The 16,812-nt window shown below is 61.0% G+C and carries 14 protein-coding genes and 2 pseudogenes; 8 read left to right on the top strand and 8 right to left on the bottom strand.

The genetic code is table 11. The features are described from left to right. Positions 1-37: 37 nt before the first annotated feature. The 3 genes from REH59_RS23910 (at position 38) to groL (ending at position 2,726) form a co-directional block, all read left to right on the top strand. Positions 38-499 (top strand): FxsA family protein, encoded by a 462-nt coding sequence (locus REH59_RS23910; RefSeq protein ID WP_003251903.1) that lies wholly within the window; start codon positions 38-40, stop codon positions 497-499. Positions 500-741: 242 nt separating this feature from the next. Further along, complete coding sequence (locus REH59_RS23905; RefSeq protein ID WP_003251905.1) at positions 742-1,035, top strand: co-chaperone GroES; 294 nt, start codon at positions 742-744, stop codon at positions 1,033-1,035. Positions 1,036-1,085: 50 nt separating this feature from the next. After that, positions 1,086-2,726, top strand: a complete 1,641-nt coding sequence (groL, locus tag REH59_RS23900) for a chaperonin GroEL (protein ID WP_003251907.1) — start codon at positions 1,086-1,088, stop codon at positions 2,724-2,726. A gap of 126 nt (positions 2,727-2,852) precedes the next feature. On the opposite strand, the gene pyk is transcribed toward groL, so the two are convergent. Then, positions 2,853-4,307, bottom strand: a complete 1,455-nt coding sequence (gene pyk, locus REH59_RS23895) for a pyruvate kinase (protein ID WP_003251912.1) — start codon at positions 4,305-4,307, stop codon at positions 2,853-2,855. Positions 4,308-4,487: 180 nt separating this feature from the next. On the opposite strand from pyk, the gene REH59_RS23890 reads away from it, so the two are divergent. From REH59_RS23890 to sbcB, 3 genes are all read left to right on the top strand, one after another. Then, positions 4,488-4,874 carry a hypothetical protein gene (locus tag REH59_RS23890; protein ID WP_014859130.1) on the top strand — a complete coding sequence of 129 codons (387 nt, stop codon included), beginning with the start codon at positions 4,488-4,490 and terminating at the stop codon, positions 4,872-4,874. 123 nt (positions 4,875-4,997) lie between these two features. Next, a complete protein-coding gene (locus tag REH59_RS23885; protein ID WP_014859131.1) occupies positions 4,998-5,357 on the top strand; it encodes a PilZ domain-containing protein in 360 nt (119 codons plus the stop codon). Positions 5,358-5,414: 57 nt separating this feature from the next. Continuing rightward, entirely contained in the window at positions 5,415-6,848 is a 1,434-nt protein-coding gene (gene sbcB, locus REH59_RS23880; protein WP_014859132.1) for an exodeoxyribonuclease I, read from the top strand. A 72-nt stretch (positions 6,849-6,920) separates the two neighbouring features. On the opposite strand, the gene mvaT is transcribed toward sbcB, so the two are convergent. Beyond that, entirely contained in the window at positions 6,921-7,298 is a 378-nt protein-coding gene (mvaT, locus tag REH59_RS23875; protein ID WP_003251920.1) for a histone-like nucleoid-structuring protein MvaT, read from the bottom strand. Between the two features lie 284 nt (positions 7,299-7,582). Between mvaT and purU the strand changes: the two genes are divergently transcribed. Next, positions 7,583-8,434 (top strand): formyltetrahydrofolate deformylase, encoded by an 852-nt coding sequence (gene purU / locus REH59_RS23870; RefSeq protein WP_003251921.1) that lies wholly within the window; start codon positions 7,583-7,585, stop codon positions 8,432-8,434. A gap of 231 nt (positions 8,435-8,665) precedes the next feature. Here the strand turns inward: purU and REH59_RS23860 are convergent, their stop codons facing one another. The 5 genes and pseudogenes from REH59_RS23860 to REH59_RS28895 form a co-directional block, all read right to left on the bottom strand. Continuing rightward, positions 8,666-9,658 (bottom strand): lysylphosphatidylglycerol synthase transmembrane domain-containing protein, encoded by a 993-nt coding sequence (locus REH59_RS23860; protein ID WP_014859133.1) that lies wholly within the window; start codon positions 9,656-9,658, stop codon positions 8,666-8,668. Then, positions 9,655-10,419 (bottom strand): DUF2334 domain-containing protein, encoded by a 765-nt coding sequence (locus REH59_RS23855; protein ID WP_014754370.1) that lies wholly within the window; start codon positions 10,417-10,419, stop codon positions 9,655-9,657. The genes REH59_RS23860 and REH59_RS23855 overlap by 4 nt, the downstream gene beginning before the upstream one ends. Then, positions 10,412-11,533 carry a glycosyltransferase family 4 protein gene (locus tag REH59_RS23850; RefSeq protein ID WP_003251928.1) on the bottom strand — a complete coding sequence of 374 codons (1,122 nt, stop codon included), beginning with the start codon at positions 11,531-11,533 and terminating at the stop codon, positions 10,412-10,414. Before REH59_RS23850 ends, REH59_RS23855 begins: the two co-directional genes overlap by 8 nt. A 165-nt stretch (positions 11,534-11,698) precedes the next feature. Continuing rightward, positions 11,699-12,295: pseudogene (locus tag REH59_RS28900) on the bottom strand (methyl-accepting chemotaxis protein); the annotation flags it as partial. Positions 12,296-12,604: 309 nt separating this feature from the next. After that, positions 12,605-13,429: pseudogene (locus REH59_RS28895) on the bottom strand (cache domain-containing protein); the annotation flags it as partial. 313 nt (positions 13,430-13,742) lie between these two features. On the opposite strand from REH59_RS28895, the gene REH59_RS23840 reads away from it, so the two are divergent. Continuing rightward, positions 13,743-15,218: a helicase HerA-like domain-containing protein gene (locus REH59_RS23840; protein WP_014859134.1), complete on the top strand. Its 1,476-nt coding sequence runs from the start codon at positions 13,743-13,745 to the stop codon at positions 15,216-15,218. 105 nt (positions 15,219-15,323) lie between these two features. Here REH59_RS23840 and REH59_RS23835 read toward each other — a convergent pair whose 3' ends face one another. Beyond that, a complete protein-coding gene (locus REH59_RS23835) occupies positions 15,324-16,796 on the bottom strand; it encodes an inorganic phosphate transporter (RefSeq protein WP_003251935.1) in 1,473 nt (490 codons plus the stop codon). Between the last annotated feature and the right edge of the window lie 16 nt (positions 16,797-16,812).

Here is a 16,812-nt window from a genome sequence, read left to right as displayed (position 1 = left end):
TCTTATTGGAAGGTTATCTTCCGTCGAGGAACCCTTGATGCGTGCTTTTCTACTGCTGTTTCTGATTTTTCCTGTGCTGGAGCTGTTCGTCTTCGTGAAGGTCAGCGCGGCAATCGGTTTCTTTCCGGCGTTGCTGCTGATCATCGCCGGCTCCGCCTTGGGTGTACTGGTCATGCGGGTGGCCGGCCTGGCGACTGCATTGCGCGCCCGTGAAAGCCTGCAGCGCGGTGAGTTGCCCGCCGAGGACATGTTCCAGGGCATGATGCTGGCCGTGGGTGGTGGCCTGTTGTTGCTGCCCGGCTTCATCAGCGACGTGCTGGGTGTGCTGTGCCTGCTGCCATTCACCCGCCGCCTGGCGGCGCGCAAGATGCGCGAGCGTGCCGAGGCCCAGGCCATGCGCCAGCGTGCATTCCAGGATGACCCCTTCCAGGCGCAGCCGCGTGATGGCGGCCACCGCCCGAACGTGATCGAAGGCGAGTACGAGCGCCGCGACAAGTAAAAGGACCGGGGCCGCGCAAGCGGCCCCGGTTTTTTTTGGCCTGATGAAAATTTTTCTATCTCGAGCCTTGTAATTGGATGTGGCGGCCTCATGTATGTGGTCACCGCAAGGTTTCTGGTGGCAACACCAGACATTACACAGGTGGTTCGCTCACAGCGGGCCACCCCCGGCAACGCCGGACAGCATCAAAACCGCCGGTGTCGAACCGGCCGATGAAAACCACAATTTGGGAGAGATCGACAATGAAACTTCGTCCTCTGCATGACCGCGTAGTCATCCGTCGCAGCGAAGAAGAATCGAAAACCGCTGGCGGTATCGTCCTGCCGGGTTCGGCCGCTGAAAAACCAAACCGCGGCGAAGTTGTAGCCGTCGGCACCGGTCGCGTCCTGGACAACGGCGAAGTTCGCGCGCTGGCCGTGAAAGTGGGTGACAAAGTGGTTTTCGGCCCGTACTCGGGCAGCAACACCGTGAAAGTCGATGGCGAAGACCTGCTGGTCATGGCCGAGAACGAAATCCTCGCCGTTGTTGAAGGCTGATTTCCCCCCGACTTCCCGTTACTCCAAAGTTTTTCAAGGATTAAACGATCATGGCTGCTAAAGACGTAAAATTTGGTGATTCCGCCCGTAAGAAAATGCTGGTTGGTGTCAACGTTCTGGCTGACGCGGTAAAAGCGACCCTGGGCCCGAAAGGCCGTAACGTGGTACTGGCCAAGAGCTTCGGCGCGCCGACCATCACCAAGGACGGCGTTTCCGTCGCCAAAGAAATCGAGCTGAAAGACGCTTTCGAAAACATGGGCGCCCAGCTGGTCAAGGAAGTTGCTTCCAAGGCCAACGACGCTGCCGGTGACGGTACCACCACCGCTACCGTTCTGGCTCAGGCCATCGTCAACGAAGGCCTGAAAGCCGTCGCTGCCGGCATGAACCCGATGGACCTGAAGCGCGGTATCGACAAGGCCACTGCTGCCGTTGTTGCCGAGCTGAAGAACCTGTCCAAGCCATGCGCCGACTCCAAGGCCATCGCCCAGGTAGGTACCATCTCTGCCAACTCCGACAACTCCATCGGTGAAATCATCGCCGAAGCCATGGAAAAAGTCGGTAAAGAAGGCGTGATCACCGTTGAAGAAGGCTCGGGCCTGGAAAACGAACTGTCCGTCGTAGAAGGCATGCAGTTCGACCGCGGCTACCTGTCGCCGTACTTCGTCAACAAGCCAGACACCATGGTTGCCGAGCTGGAAGGCCCGCTGCTGCTGCTGGTCGACAAGAAAATCTCCAACATCCGTGAGCTGCTGCCAGTTCTGGAAGCCGTTGCCAAGGCCGGCCGCCCACTGCTGATCGTTGCCGAAGACGTTGAAGGTGAAGCGCTGGCTACCCTGGTAGTCAACAACATGCGCGGCATCGTCAAGGTTGCTGCAGTCAAGGCTCCAGGCTTCGGCGATCGCCGCAAGGCCATGCTGCAGGACATCGCCGTCCTGACTGGCGGCCAGGTCATCTCCGAAGAAATCGGCCTGTCCCTGGAAACCGCTACCCTGGAGCACCTGGGTAACGCCAAGCGCGTCATCCTGTCCAAGGAAAACACCACCATCATCGACGGTGCTGGCGCTGACACCGAGATCGAAGCACGCGTCAAGCAGATCCGTGCCCAGATCGAAGAAACTTCCTCGGACTACGACCGTGAGAAGCTGCAAGAGCGTCTGGCCAAGCTGGCTGGCGGTGTTGCCGTGATCAAGGTAGGTGCCGGCACTGAAGTTGAAATGAAAGAGAAGAAAGCCCGCGTTGAAGACGCCCTGCACGCTACCCGTGCAGCCGTTGAAGAAGGCGTGGTGCCTGGCGGTGGTGTTGCCCTGGTTCGCGCCCTGGCGGCCATCGTCGACCTGAAAGGCGACAACGAAGACCAGAACGTCGGTATCGCGCTGCTGCGTCGCGCTGTTGAATCCCCGCTGCGCCAGATCACTGCCAACGCCGGTGATGAGCCAAGCGTGGTTGCTGACAAGGTCAAGCAAGGTTCGGGCAACTTCGGCTACAACGCCGCTACCGGTGAATACGGCGACATGATCGAGATGGGCATCCTGGACCCAGCCAAGGTTACTCGCTCGGCGCTGCAAGCTGCTGCTTCGATCGGCGGTCTGATGATCACCACCGAAGCCATGGTTGCCGACCTGCCGGAAGACAAGCCAGCTGCTGGCATGCCTGATATGGGCGGCATGGGTGGCATGGGCGGCATGATGTAAGCCAGCCTTACCCCCTGCACCATCAAAAAGCCCCGGTTCGCGAGAACCGGGGCTTTTTGTTATTCCTGTCGGGGCCTCTTCGCAGCACAAGGCTGCGCTTGAGCCTTGTGCTGTGAAAAGCGTGGATCAACCGACCAGCGGATCCCCCACGTGCAGGATCTTCATGCCGTTGGTGCCACCGATAGTGTGGTAGCTGTCACCCTTGGTCAGGATCACCCAGTCACCTTGCTCCACCAGGCCACGTTTGAGCAGTTCGTCGACCGCTGCCTGGCTCACCTTGTCGGCCGGCAGCGCGGCCGGGTCGAAGGCAATCGGGTACACGCCACGGAACATCGAGGCGCGTGCCTGGGTGGCGCGGTGCGGCGACAGGGCGAAGATCGGTACATGCGAACGCAGGCGCGACATGATCAGCGGGGTGTAGCCGCTTTCGGTCAGGGCGATGATCGCCTTTACGCCCGGGAAGTGGTTGGCAGTGTACATGGCCGCCAAGGCGATGCTTTCGTCGCAGCGCTGGAAGGTGGTGTGCAGGCGATGGCTGGACTTCTGGCTGGTCGGGTGCTTTTCGGCACCCAGGCAGATGCGTGCCATGGCCTGGACAGCTTCGATCGGGTAGGAACCGGCGGCGCTTTCGGCCGACAGCATCACCGCATCGGTGTTGTCCAGCACGGCGTTGGCCACGTCGGACACTTCCGCGCGGGTCGGCATCGGGTTCTGGATCATCGACTCCATCATCTGAGTCGCCACGATCACGGCCTTGTTGTTGCGGCGGGCGTGCTGGATGATCTTCTTCTGGATAGCGATCAGCTCGGCGTCGCCGATTTCCACGCCCAGGTCACCACGGGCAACCATCACAGCGTCGGAGGCGGCGATCAGCTTGTCGAGGGTCTCGTCATCGGCAACTGCTTCGGCGCGTTCGATCTTGGCCACCAGCCAGGCGCTGCCGCCGGCTTCGTCACGCAGCTTGCGCGCGTATTCCATGTCGCTGGCGTCACGCGGGAAGGAAACGGCCAGGTAATCCAGGTCCATTTCCGCAGCCAGTTTGATGTCGGCCTTGTCTTTTTCGGTCAGGGCCGGTGCGGTCAGGCCACCACCTTTACGGTTGATGCCTTTGTGGTCCGACAGCGGGCCACCGATGATCACCACGCAGTGCAGGGCGTCTGCAGTGGCGGTTTCGACGCGCATGACCACACGGCCATCGTCGAGCAGCAGTTCGTCACCAACGCCGCAGTCCTTGACCAGATCGGGGTAGTCGATACCGACGATGTCCTGGTTGCCTTCGGTCAGCGGGTGGGCGGTGGAGAAGGTGAACTTGTCACCGATCTTCAGTTCGATGCGCTTGTTGGCGAACTTGGCGATGCGGATCTTCGGACCCTGCAGGTCGCCCAGCAGTGCAACATGGCGGCCGTTCTTGGCGGCGATGTCACGGATCAGGCGCGCGCGGGCCTTGTGCTCGTCCGGCGTGCCGTGGGAGAAGTTCAGACGTGCCACGTCCAGGCCGGCGAGGATCAGTTGTTCGATCACTTCCGGCGAGTTGCTGGCGGGGCCAAGGGTGGCGACGATTTTGGTGCGGCGGATGCTCATGCACAGACTCCTATAGTGAAGCGCAGCGAAAGGCTACTCCTGAATCTCGCTGTAGTCATTGTTCCGTTGCACTACCTGCGACCAAGGCAGGGTGGCATTTGAACGGGGCAGGGTATCCTTGCAAAAGGGTGTGAAGATTTGCAGGCAAACGCCGATACACTGGCATCAAAGGAGATCCCCATGCGAGCCCTGATCGTTTTAGCCTTGGCCGCCAGCGCCGTCGGCTGTACCCGCTGGTCCATGGACCACCACCTGAACAATGCCTACCGCGCCTACGACCGCGGCGATTGCGCACGGGTCATGCTCGAACTGTCGCAGGTTGATCGCACCAGCCGTGCCCGGCCGTTCATCCACCCCGAAGTATCACTGCTGCGCGGCCAGTGCCTGGAGCGCCAGGCGTTGTACGTGGACGCGGCGCAAACCTATCAGTACCTGATCCAGCAGTACCCGGGCAACGAATATGCCTATCGCGCCCGAGCGCGCCTGCAGACGCTGGAAAAACTCGGCCATTTTCGCGGCGCAGAAACGGCCGTGGCCAACCCGGTGACGACCGTACCTTGGCGCTAACACAAAGGTGTGGTTTATTTCACGGGATTTGCTGCGCGTGCTGCGCTAATCTGTAACTCAGCTGTTACAACAACCGCCAGTACCTAGTATTCCTGGCATCAGGTACGGAATACACTCGCGATCATGTTTAACAAGCGCCACATCGAACGTCATCAGCTACCTTGTGTCCTCAAGGTGTTCAACCGCTTTACCGGTCAGGAGATCGGTCAGCTAGGCAATGCCTCTGAAAATGGGTTGATGGTCATCAGCCAGCTGCCCGTGTTGGTCGGGCCTGATTACGAGCTGCAGCTGCGTATGCCCCTGCCTGGCGGCGGGCACCAGTTCGTCAACCTCACGGCCAGTTGCCTGTGGTGCCGCGAGGACGAGACGCCTGGGCACTACGATTCGGGCTTCATGCTGCTGCAGTCTCCACGCGAGTACGATGATTTCGTACGTTCGTTGCGCGACTATTTCAGTTTCCGCCCCGCGAACGCTCCCGTCTGAACGTTCATTTTTCAGAATCGCGCTAGAATCGGGTCGACCTCGATACAGGACGACCCCGTGACCTCCAGCATTTTCTGGCACGACTATGAAACCACCGGCATCAACCCGCGCTGCGATCGGCCGCTGCAGGTGGCCGGCGTGCGCACTGACTTCGACCTCAACGAAATCGACGAGCCAATCAGCCTTTATTGCCGACCGTCGGACGACATCCTGCCGCACCCGGCGGCCTGCCTGGTGACAGGCATCACGTCACAACTGTTGGCGGAGCAGGGCCTGTGCGAAGCCGAGTTCATGACTCGCGTGCACGCCCAGCTGGCGCAACCGGGTACCTGTGGTGCCGGCTACAACACCCTGCGCTTTGACGATGAAGTGACCCGCTACAGCCTTTACCGCAACTTTTTCGACCCCTATGCCCGTGAATGGCAGGGAGGCAATAGCCGCTGGGACCTGATCGACATTGTGCGCACCGCCTATGCCCTGCGCCCGGAAGGCATTGAATGGCCGCAGCAGGACGGGCGCACCAGCCTGCGTCTGGAGCTGCTGAGCAAGGCCAATGGCATTGACCACGGTCATGCCCACGAAGCGCTTTCCGACGTGCGGGCAACCATTGCCTTGGCTCGCCTGATTCGGCAGAAACAACCCAAGTTGTATGACTGGCTGTTTCAACTGCGCAGCAAGCATAAAGTGATGGAGCAGATCCGTCTGTTGCAGCCACTGGTGCATATATCCGGGCGTTTTTCGGCGGCGCGCAATTACCTGGGGGTCGTATTGCCACTGGCCTGGCACCCGCGTAATCGCAATGCACTGATTGTCTGCGACCTGCATCAGGAAACCCTACCGTTACTGCGGGAAAGTGCTGAAGTTTTGCGTCAGCGCTTGTACACCCGGCATGATGAATTGGCTGAAGGTGAATTACCGGTACCGCTCAAATTGGTGCAGATCAATCGTTGCCCGGTAGTGGCGCCGCTGTCGGTATTGCGCCCGGTCGATCAACAACGATTGGGCCTGGACTTGACGTTGTTACAATCGCGCGGCGAACAATTGGCCAATCAACAGGCGCAATGGCAAGAAAAGCTGGAGCACATCTATGGCAAGGACGAGTTCGCCCCGAGCGAGGACCCGGAACAGCAGTTGTATGAGGGTTTTATAGGTGACCGCGACCGGCGCTTATGCGAGCAAGTTCGTGCGCTGGAACCGGCGCAGTTGAGCCATGGCCACTGGATGTTCGATGATCCGCGTTTGCCGGAGCTGTTGTTCCGCTACCGGGCACGTAACTTCCCTGAAACCTTGACCCCCGAAGAGCGGCAACGTTGGTATGGCTTCTGCCAGCAACGCCTGAGCGACCCGCAGTGGGGCGCGCCGAATACCTTGGGCGACTTCGAACAGGCACGCCAGCAAGCCTGGGAGGGCGCCGACGAGGCGGGCAGGCGAGTGTTGGAGGCCTGGCAATTGCATGCTCGACAATTGCAGGAGCACTATTCAATCGGCTGATGGCCGGTAAACAAAAACGCCGGCAGTGTGCCGGCGTTTTTGTTGTGCGAAGCAAGAGGCGTATGCGGATAATCAGTCCAGCAGGGTTGCCCAGCTTTCAACCACATCGCCGCCCCAAGTGGCTTTCCACTCTTTCAGGGTCTTGTGGTTGCCGCCTTTGGTTTCGATCACTTCACCGTTGTGCGGGTTCTTGTATTGCTTGACCTTGCGTGCGCGCTTGGTGGCGGTAGTCTTGACCGAACCACGAGGTGCCTTGCTCAGTTTCGATTCTGGATCGAGCAGGGCAATCACGTCGCGCAGCGACTTGGAGTACTCGCCCATCAGTGTGCGCAGTTTGCCTTCGAACTCCAGTTCTTTCTTCAGCTTGTCATCCTGCGACAGATTGGCCAGGCGGGCCTGAAGTTCCTTGATGGCTTCTTCGGTAGCGCGGTACTCGTTGATCAGGGACATGGAGTGTTCCTTAATGCGTGTTCAGAAATGTGTGGGGCAATAATAGACAGCCCCTACTCGCAAGTAAACATAAGATTGGGCAATTAACTGTTAATTAAGCTGTGACAGCATTTCTCTACGTGAACAAATTTTTACATATGCCCCGTGCGTTTCCTCTTGTCTGTCAGGCAGCGCCCGTGTGGCGTTTTCGGGCCTGCATATGCAATCGCGGCAGCGATCAATACTGCGTTTTTTCTGGCGGGCCGCTAGAATAGGCGCCTTTGCGAAGTTCTGGAGTCTCATTCATGCGCACCTATCGTCTGGTGATCGCCTGCCCCGACCGTGTAGGCATCGTGGCGAAAGTCAGTAATTTCCTGGCCTTGTACAATGGCTGGATCAACGAAGCCAGCCACCACTCCGATGAGCAGAGCGGTTGGTTCTTCATGCGTCATGAAATCCGCGCTGAATCGCTGCCGTTCGGTATCGAAGCCTTCCGTGAGGCGTTTGCGCCGATCGCCGAAGAGTTCTCCATGACCTGGCGCATTACCGACTCGGCTCAGAAAAAACGCGTGGTATTGATGGCCAGCCGTGAGTCGCACTGCCTGGCAGACTTGCTGCACCGCTGGCACACCGATGAGCTGGACTGCGAGATCCCTTGCGTCATTTCCAACCACAACGACCTGCGCAGCATGGTCGAGTGGCACGGTATTCCGTTCTTCCATGTTCCGGTCGACCCCAAAGACAAGGCCCCGGCCTTTGCCGAAGTGTCGCGCCTGGTGCAGGAGCATGCTGCCGACGTCGTGGTGCTGGCCCGCTACATGCAAATCCTGCCACCACAACTGTGCCGGGACTATGCCGAGAAGGTGATCAACATCCATCACAGCTTCCTGCCGTCGTTCGTCGGCGCCAAGCCTTACCACCAGGCTGCCCTGCGTGGGGTGAAGCTGATTGGCGCGACGTGCCACTACGTCACTGAAGAGTTGGATGCCGGCCCGATCATCGAGCAGGATGTGGTGCGTGTCAGCCATGCCGACAGCATCGAGGACATGGTCCGCTTTGGCCGTGATGTGGAGAAGATGGTGCTGGCCCGTGGCCTGCGTTATCACCTGGAAGACCGTGTGCTGGTGCATGGTAACAAGACTGTGGTGTTCGACTGACACCGTCCGGCTTGCTGTGAGAGGCTGGGCTGCTGCGCAGCCCTGTCGCGACAGGGGCGCAGAGCGCCCCGGCAATCTTGGGTGAAACGGCAATGACCAAGCAACGCAACAACCCCGTCGCCTCACCTCCACCGATCCTTGGCGAAGGCTGCCTGGCCCGCTACGACCCTGAAGCCCTGGATGACACGGATGGCACCGACTTCCCCGGCGCCGCCGAACTCTGGCAACAGCTCAACCCGCCTGACGCCGCCAGCGCTCCAGCAACGGACGTCCCAGCAGGCACACAAACACCGGCCCCCCAGCCAGCAGATAAAAGTAGTAAGTAACCGCCCGCCATATCAGGATTGCCGCAGCTGCGGTCGAACTGCCCACCAAGGGTGTCAACAGGCTGGCCGACGTCAGCTCGGCGGCCCCGGCCCCGCCAGGCAGCAGACTGAATTGGCCGGCGCTGAGCGACAGCATCTGCACCAGGAAGCTGGGAATCCACTGCAGGTCTACCCCCAAGCCCCGCAACACCAGGTACAGCACGCTGTAGCGCAGCCCCCAGTGGATGCACGTCAGGGTGAACACCAGGCTCAGCCTGCGCTTGGGCAGGCGCCAGGTCTGCGCCAGTGCTGCAACGAAGTGCAGCAGTTTGCGCGCCCAGCGACGTTTGCGCGGCTGGCCCATCCCCATGCGCTGCAACAGCCTGCCGTTCATGCGCATTATCGGGCGCCGGTAGCGCAACAGCCCGATCACCCCGGCCAACGCTGTGCACAGCATTAACGCACTGCCAAGCAACATGCTTTCCTGGCTGCGGCCCAGGCTGTGGAACAGCGCGTAGCCGGCAATCGCCAGCATTGCGCAGAAGAAGAACACCAGGTCGTTCAGCTGGTCCATGGCAAAAACGGCGCCGCTGCGCGCCGGGCGGATGCGGTCTCGCGCCAGCAGCGCCATCAGGGTCAGCGGCCCACCACTGCCGCCAGGGGTGGTGCAGATGGCAAACTCGGTGGCCATGACCACGCCGAGGCTGCGGGCATGGCTCAACTGTTTTGCCTGCTCACCCAGCAACAGGCGCAGGCGCAGCGCATTGATGACCCAGCACAACAGAATCATGCCTAGCAGCATGAGCAGCAGGTGCGGGTCGAACCGGCTCAGCCTCGGCAGCAGCTCGCTACCACCCAGCAACGCTGGCACCAGCGCTGCCCCCAGCAGTGCCAGCGCCAGCCAGGCCCAACGCTTCATGCTGCCCCCTGGCGCTCCAGCCAGGCAGATTTGGTCAGCGGTTCGCGGCCATCCTTCACCAGTGTTTCCAGCGTTCGCAACCAATAGTCTCGGGATGAGCGATGACGCATGTCTACAGGGTGCAGCCCCAAGCGCAATGTGCTCGCGCCTCGCCAGCGCCGGCATTGCCAGTCGCACAGCGTGCGGGACAATGTGCGACGCCATGCGCTCCGTGCGCTCCAGACCAGGCCTGGCGCATCAATGGCTGTAAAGTCTGGCAGCCGGTACAGATGCTGCGGTGTACTGGTGTATTTGAGTGGCAGGCGGCACAGGGCTTGCCGCGTGCCCTGGCTCATGAGCCAGGCCGGTGCGACAAAGCCTGCCACAGGCCAACCTTGGCTCTCGAACAGCGCCAGGCCCTCCTGTAGCCGGGTAAGCGCTTCGTTCTCATCAAGGCCGTAGAACTCGCCTTCATGGGTATAAATGCGCCGCATGAAGTAGTCGATGGGGCTGCGCGGTGCGGGGCCTTCGTCAGCATGGGCATAGCCGTGAAGCGCCAGTTCGTCGCCTTTGGCAAGGCGTTCGTCCAGGAGGCGGCAGAACGAAGGTGCCTGGTGAAGCGGATTGCGTCGATGGAAGTCCGGGACCACCAGCCATGTCATTGGCACGTGGCCCAGCGCGTCCACAGCCCTTACGAACGGTTCATAGTCCGGCCAGGTTTCCGGGGCAATATCGTGCAACACCAGCATGAGGCTGCGCTGGCTGGCGGAGGGCTCAAGCATGGGCGCGCACCTGCGGCTGGTGGCCGAGCACGGCCTGGTAGTGCTGGAGCAGGCCAGCTACCACGTTATCCCATGAATAATGTTGCTCTACATGGTGGCGGGCCTGCAGGCCGAGCTCGCGGGTACCCGCCTCGAACGCCTCGCGCACGGCGCACGCCATGGCCCGACCGTCGTTGGGCGTGCACAGGCGGCCACTCTGTTCGTTGATGATTTCAGGGAACGCACCGGCGCGCACGGCTACCACGGGGGTGGCGCTGGCCATCGCTTCGAGAATGACCAGGCCAAATGTTTCCTGGTCGCCAGCATGCACCAGCAAGTCGGCGCTTGCGATCAGCCGGGCCACCTCCGCAGACGGGCAGAAGTGATCGATGACGCTGACGTTGGACGGCACGCTGGCCGGCATGTTCGAGCCTACCAGTAACAGGTGGTAGGGGGCGCCGAGTTGCTGCATGCAGTCAAGCAGCACCGGCAGGTTCTTTTCCCGCGAGCCGCGGCCGGCAAAGATCAACAGGCGGCTGGTGTCGGGAATGCCCAGTTCGGCACGCACATGTGGGTCGCGCCGGGAGGGGTGGAATGTGGCAAGGTCAACGCCCAGCGGCTGCACATGGACATCACGCACGCCCAAGCGGCGTAATTTGTCGGCCATCACCTGGCTGGGGGCCAGTACCCGATCAAAATTGCCGTATAGCTTGCTGACGTAGGCCTCGACATTGGGTGCGAACCAGTTGCCCATGCGGTTGCTGACCAGTAACGGCAGGTCGGAATGGTAGAAACCGATCACGGGCACGTCGAGCTGGCGCCGCGCTTCCAGCGCCGCCCAGGCGGTCAGGTAGGGGTCGCCAACTTCAATCAGGTCGGGTTTGAGCGTGCGCAGTGTATTGCACCAGGGGGCCAGGCGTACCGGAAAGCGGTAGCCCTTGCCAAACGGCAAGGGCGGCGCAGGTACCTGATAGATGCCATCGCCGTGTTGGGCGCTTGCACCGGGAATCAACAGGCTGTGGCGTACGCCGTGAATGGCGTCGAGACGGTGATGTTTGGCATCAAGATAGGTACGTACGCCACCGCTGGCCGGGGCGTAGAACATGGTGATGTCGGCGATATGCACGATCAGCATCCCTCCGGGATCGTCTTCGGGTCTGTCATCCGGCGTTGAATGGCCGGCGATGAAACGCCTAAAGGTGGACCTATCAGAAGGATAGTTTGTTCGATCAGTTTGAGAGGGGGAGTGCGCAATGCCTGGAGCAGCACAAGGCTGCTCCAGGTGAAGGTGTAGCCTTTATCAGATACGGAAGCTGCCCACCAGGTGCTTCAGGCGGCCAGCCTGCTGCTCGAGGTCGGAGCAGGCGCGCAGGGTCGCTTGCAGGTTCTCCACGCCTTCCTGGTTGAGCATGTTGATCTCGTTGATGTCCATGTTGATCGCCTCGACCACAGCGGTCTGCTCTTCGGTGGCAGTGGCCACCGACTGGTTCATGCCGTCGATCTCGCCAATGCGCACGGTAACGCTGTCCAGTCGCTCACCCGCCTGGTTGGCGATCTGCATGCTGTCCTGGCTGTGGCGCTGGCTCTGGTCCATGGTGTCGACCGACTCGCGGGCACCGACCTGCAGCTCTTCGATCATGGTCTGCACTTGCTGCGCCGACTCCTGGGTGCGGTGCGCCAGATTGCGCACCTCATCGGCGACCACGGCAAAGCCACGCCCGGCCTCACCGGCGCGGGCCGCTTCGATGGCGGCGTTCAGCGCCAGCAGGTTGGTCTGCTGGGAAATGCTGGTGATCACTTCCAGGATCTGGCCGATATTCACGGTCTTGCTGTTCAGTGTCTCGATGTGCGCGCTGGAGGTGACGATCAGGTCGGACAGGCGGTTCATCGCGGCAATGTTGCGCTCGACCACTTGCTGGCCTTCTTCGGCCAACAGGCGCGCGGAGCTTGCGTGCTGCGAAGCCTGGGCGGCGTTGCCGGCGATTTCCTGAGCCGCAGCGCCCAATTCATTGATGGCGGCGGCGACACTGTTGGTGCGGTTGGACTGCTCGTCGGAGTTGGTCATCGACGAGTTCGAAGCGCTGATCACCCGCAGGGCTACTTCGTTGACCTGCTCGGTGGCCGAGGACACTTCGCGAATGCTGCTGTGAATGCGCTCGACGAAGCGGTTGAAGGCGTTGCCGAGGACACCGAATTCGTCGTGGTTGTGGATGTGCAGGCGCTTGGTCAGGTCGCCTTCACCTTCGGCAATGTCTTCCATGGCGCGGGTCATGGTGTGCAGCGGCTGCATCAACACGCGGATCAGCAAGCCGAGCAGGCCGATGATGATCACCACTGCCACCACCGTGGCGATCACCGCCGAGGTGCGGAAGGTGCTGAGCATCGAGAAGGCCTTGTCCTTGTCCACCGACAGGCCGATGTACCAGTTTGCCGACGGCAGTCCGGTAATCGGGCTGAAGGTCAGCAGGCGGGTCTGGCCCTCGCTTTGCACTTCGGTCAGCTCACCGGTCAGTTTCGGCGTGCGCTGCGGGAACAGGTCCGACAGCGATTTCATGACCAGATCCTTATCCGGGTGTACCAGGATCTTGCCCTGGTCGTTGACCAGGAAGGCGTATCCCATGCCGCCGAAGTTCAGCGAGTTGATGATCTGCACCAGGCCGTCCAGGGCCAGGTCGCCGCCGACCACGCCCACGCTGCTGGAGACCTTGCTGAGGATACCAATGACCATCTTGTTGGTGGTCATGTCGATGTAGGGTTCGGTCAGCGTCGCGCCGCTGGCGTTCATGCCGTCCTTGTACCAAGGGCGGGTGCGCGGGTCGTAGCCGTCGGGCATCTTCGCGTCCGGGCGTACGCTGAAACCGCCGTCGACTTTGCCCAGGTAGACCGTGAGGAAGCTGGATATCAGCGCATTCTGACCCATCAGGGTTTCGGCGTTGGCTGGGTCTTGGGCAATGTTCTGCGCCAGGTTCTCCACCAGCTTTATCCGGCCCTCGAACAGGTTGCGAATGTTGGTCGACGTGGAGGTGCCCATTTCAGCCAGATAGTTTTCCAGGTCCTCGCGGATCGCATTACGCTGGAGGTAATCGTTGTAGAGGGTGAAAAGGCTGAAGGCGAGTATCACGATCAGTGATGCCGCCAAAAGAATCTTGTGGCTGAAACGAAGGCTTTTGTTCATGGCGTAATCGGTTCCGCTAAGGTTTTATATCAGGCGTTCGCACGAGTGGAGCCGTAGGTTGTGCAACATCCCGAAAAGTCCCTTTTCGGCTGTTCCTCTCTAATTAAGGCGAATAACACCCACAGGTATCGGCCGAATTAAGCTAAAGCTTGAGCAGAGGATTAAAGAGATGTCGGAATTTTCGACCATCGTTGTAGGCGCGGGCCCGGATGGCCAGCCAGTCGGGCAAGCAATGCGCCTGGCCAACCGCCACGGTCTGGTGGCTGGCGCAACCGGTACTGGCAAGACCGTCACCCTGCAGCACCTGGCGGAGGTGTTCAGCGACGCGGGGGTAGCGGTGTTCGCCGCCGATGTCAAAGGCGACCTCTGTGGCTTGGGGGCTGCTGGTGCGCCACAAGGCAAGGTGGCTGAGCGCATCGCCGGCATGCCGTGGCTGGGGCATACGCCCAAGGCCTACCCGGTGAGCTTGTGGGATATCGCCGGGCTGTCGGGCCACCCGCTGCGCACCACCCTCAGTGAAATGGGGCCGCTGCTGCTGGGCAACTTGCTGGAACTGACCGACAGCCAGCAGGCGGCGCTGTATGCAGCATTTAAGGTGGCCGACCGCGAAGGCCTGCTGCTGCTGGACCTCAAAGACCTCAAGGCCCTGCTGGCGCATCTGAAGGACAACCCGCATCTGCTTGGCGAAGACAGCGCGCTGATGACCACGGCCTCCACCCAGGCTTTGTTGCGCCGGCTCGCTACCTTGGAGCAGCAGGGCGCCGAGGCACTGTTCGGCGAGCCGGCATTGCAACTGGAGGACCTGCTGCGCCCTGATCCGGATGGCCGTGGACGTATCCACCTGCTAGATGCCAGCCGATTGGTGCACGAGGCACCCAAGGTGTACGCGACGTTCCTGTTGTGGTTGCTGGCCGAACTGTTCGAGCAGTTGCCCGAGCGCGGTGATGCCGACAAGCCGGTGCTGGCGCTGTTCTTCGATGAAGCACACTTGCTGTTCAACGGCACGCCCAAGGCGCTGCAGGACCGTCTTGAGCAAGTGGTCCGGCTGATCCGCTCCAAGGGGGTGGGCGTCTATTTCGTTACCCAGTCGCCGGGTGACTTGCCTGACGCGGTACTGGCCCAGTTGGGCTTGCGCATTCAGCACGGCTTGCGGGCGTTCACGGCCAAGGAGCAGAAGTCGCTGCGGGCGGTAGCCGATGGTTTCCGTCCCAACCCAACATTCGACACCCTGGCGGTGCTTACCGAACTGGGTATTGGCGAAGCGCTGGTGGGAACGTTGGAAGAAAGGGGCACACCGGCCATCGTGCAGAGGGTGCTGGTTGCACCGCCGCAGTCGCGTATCGGGCCACTGAGTGCGGCTGAGCGCAGTGCGCTGATTGCGGCGTCGCCATTGGCGGGGCGCTATGACAAACCGGTGGACCGTGAGTCAGCCTATGAAATGCTGAGCCAGCGTAAGGGCGAGCCGGTGGAACCGGCGCCGCAAGCGAAGGCGGATGAAGAGAGTTTTGCCGACAAGGCGGGTGAGTTCTTGCAGAGTGCAGCGGGGCAGGCGATCAAGTCAGCAGTGCGCCAGGCCGCTAACCAGTTGGGGCGGCAGTTGGTGCGCGGGTTGATGGGGTCGTTGTTAGGGGGCAAGAAAAGGTAGTCTTCCGGCGCCGCGCCCATACCCTTGGTAGCACAAGGCTGCTTCGGCAGGCATAACGGCTATGAAAAAGGCGCCCGAGGGCGCCTTTATTCATTGCGGTGTCACTCAGCCAATGGCTTTGGACGCCAGCCAGAACAGGCCGGCCGCCAGGCCCATCGAGGCAGGCAGGGTCAGGACCCATGCCAGCAGGATGGTTTTCACAGTGCCGCCTTGCAGGCCACTTTTGTTGGCGACCATGGTGCCGGCCACGCCGGACGACAGCACGTGGGTGGTCGACACCGGCAGGGCGAATACGTTGGCCATACCGATGGCGCAGGCTGCGGTGATCTGTGCCGACATGCCTTGGGCGTAGGTCATGCCTTGTTTGCCGATCTTCTCGCCCACCGTCAACACCACGCGCTTCCAGCCAACCATGGTGCCCAGGCCAAGGGCCAGGGCGACGGCCACGATCACCCAGAACGGGGCGTACTCGGTGGTGGCGGTGAGGTCTTTGCGCAGTTTTTCAAGGTCGGACTTTTCACGGGCGTCCAGGCCTGGCAGCTTGCCAACCTTCTTTGCCGTGTCATCCAGGCACAACAAATAACGGCGCACTTCAACGCGCTTCTCGGCATCGAGGCTGTGGTAGTCCGTCACGCCTTTCAGCGAGGTCTGCAGCGCAGCAATGGTCGGCTCGGTCTGCTGCGGGTTGCAACTGAACTGCTCCGGCAGATCGCTGGCCTTGGCCTTGCCCAGTGCCAGGAACTCGCCCAGGGTGGCGGCGTTACGCTGGTAGAACTGGCTCATGTGCAGGGTAGCGTCGCGAGTACGTTCGATCTGGTAGGTGGTGCTGTTCAGGTCGAGTACGAACTTGGCCGGCACAATACCGATCAGCACCAGCATGATCAGGCCGATGCCTTTCTGGCCGTCGTTGGAGCCGTGCACGAAGCTCACGCCCATGGCGGAAACAACCAGGACCAGACGGTTCCAGAAGGGTGGGTGCTTCTTGTCATCGAGCTTGCGGCGCTGTTCCGGGGTTTTGTGCATCTTCGACAGCGGGCGCCACCATTTCAGGCCGATCAGCACCAGGGCAGCAACGGCGAAACCGGCCATTGGCGAGACCACCAGCGACATGGCGATATCGATCGCTTTCTGCCAGTTGACGCCGTCGCCTAGCGGAATGTCGTTGATCAGGGCGTTGGCCAGGCCGACACCGAGAATGGAGCCGATCAGCGTGTGCGAACTGGAGGCAGGGATGCCAAAGTACCAAGTGCCCAGGTTCCAGGTAATGGCCGCGGCCAGCAACGAGAAGACCATGGCCAGGCCGTGTCCGGTGTTCACATTGATCAGCAGCTCTACCGGCAACAGGTGCACGATGGCATAGGCCACCCCTACACCGCCGAGCAGAACGCCAAGGAAGTTGAACACGCCGGAGAAGAACACGGCGAGGTGTGGCGGCATGGCTTTGGTATAGATGACGGTAGCTACCGCGTTGGCGGTGTCATGAAAGCCATTGATGAACTCGAAGGCGAGTACGAAGGTCAAGGCGAGCAGCAGGCTCACCAACACCCAGGCATCCAGTCCGCTGAATAAATCGATCATGAAGGTTGTCTGGCGG

The sequence above is a fragment of the Pseudomonas sp. BO3-4 genome, assembly GCF_034044115.1.
GTDB classification, from domain to species: domain Bacteria; phylum Pseudomonadota; class Gammaproteobacteria; order Pseudomonadales; family Pseudomonadaceae; genus Aquipseudomonas; species Aquipseudomonas alloputida.
The sequence above is the reverse complement of the archived record's forward strand: the minus strand, read 5'-3'. Positions and strand labels throughout refer to the sequence as shown.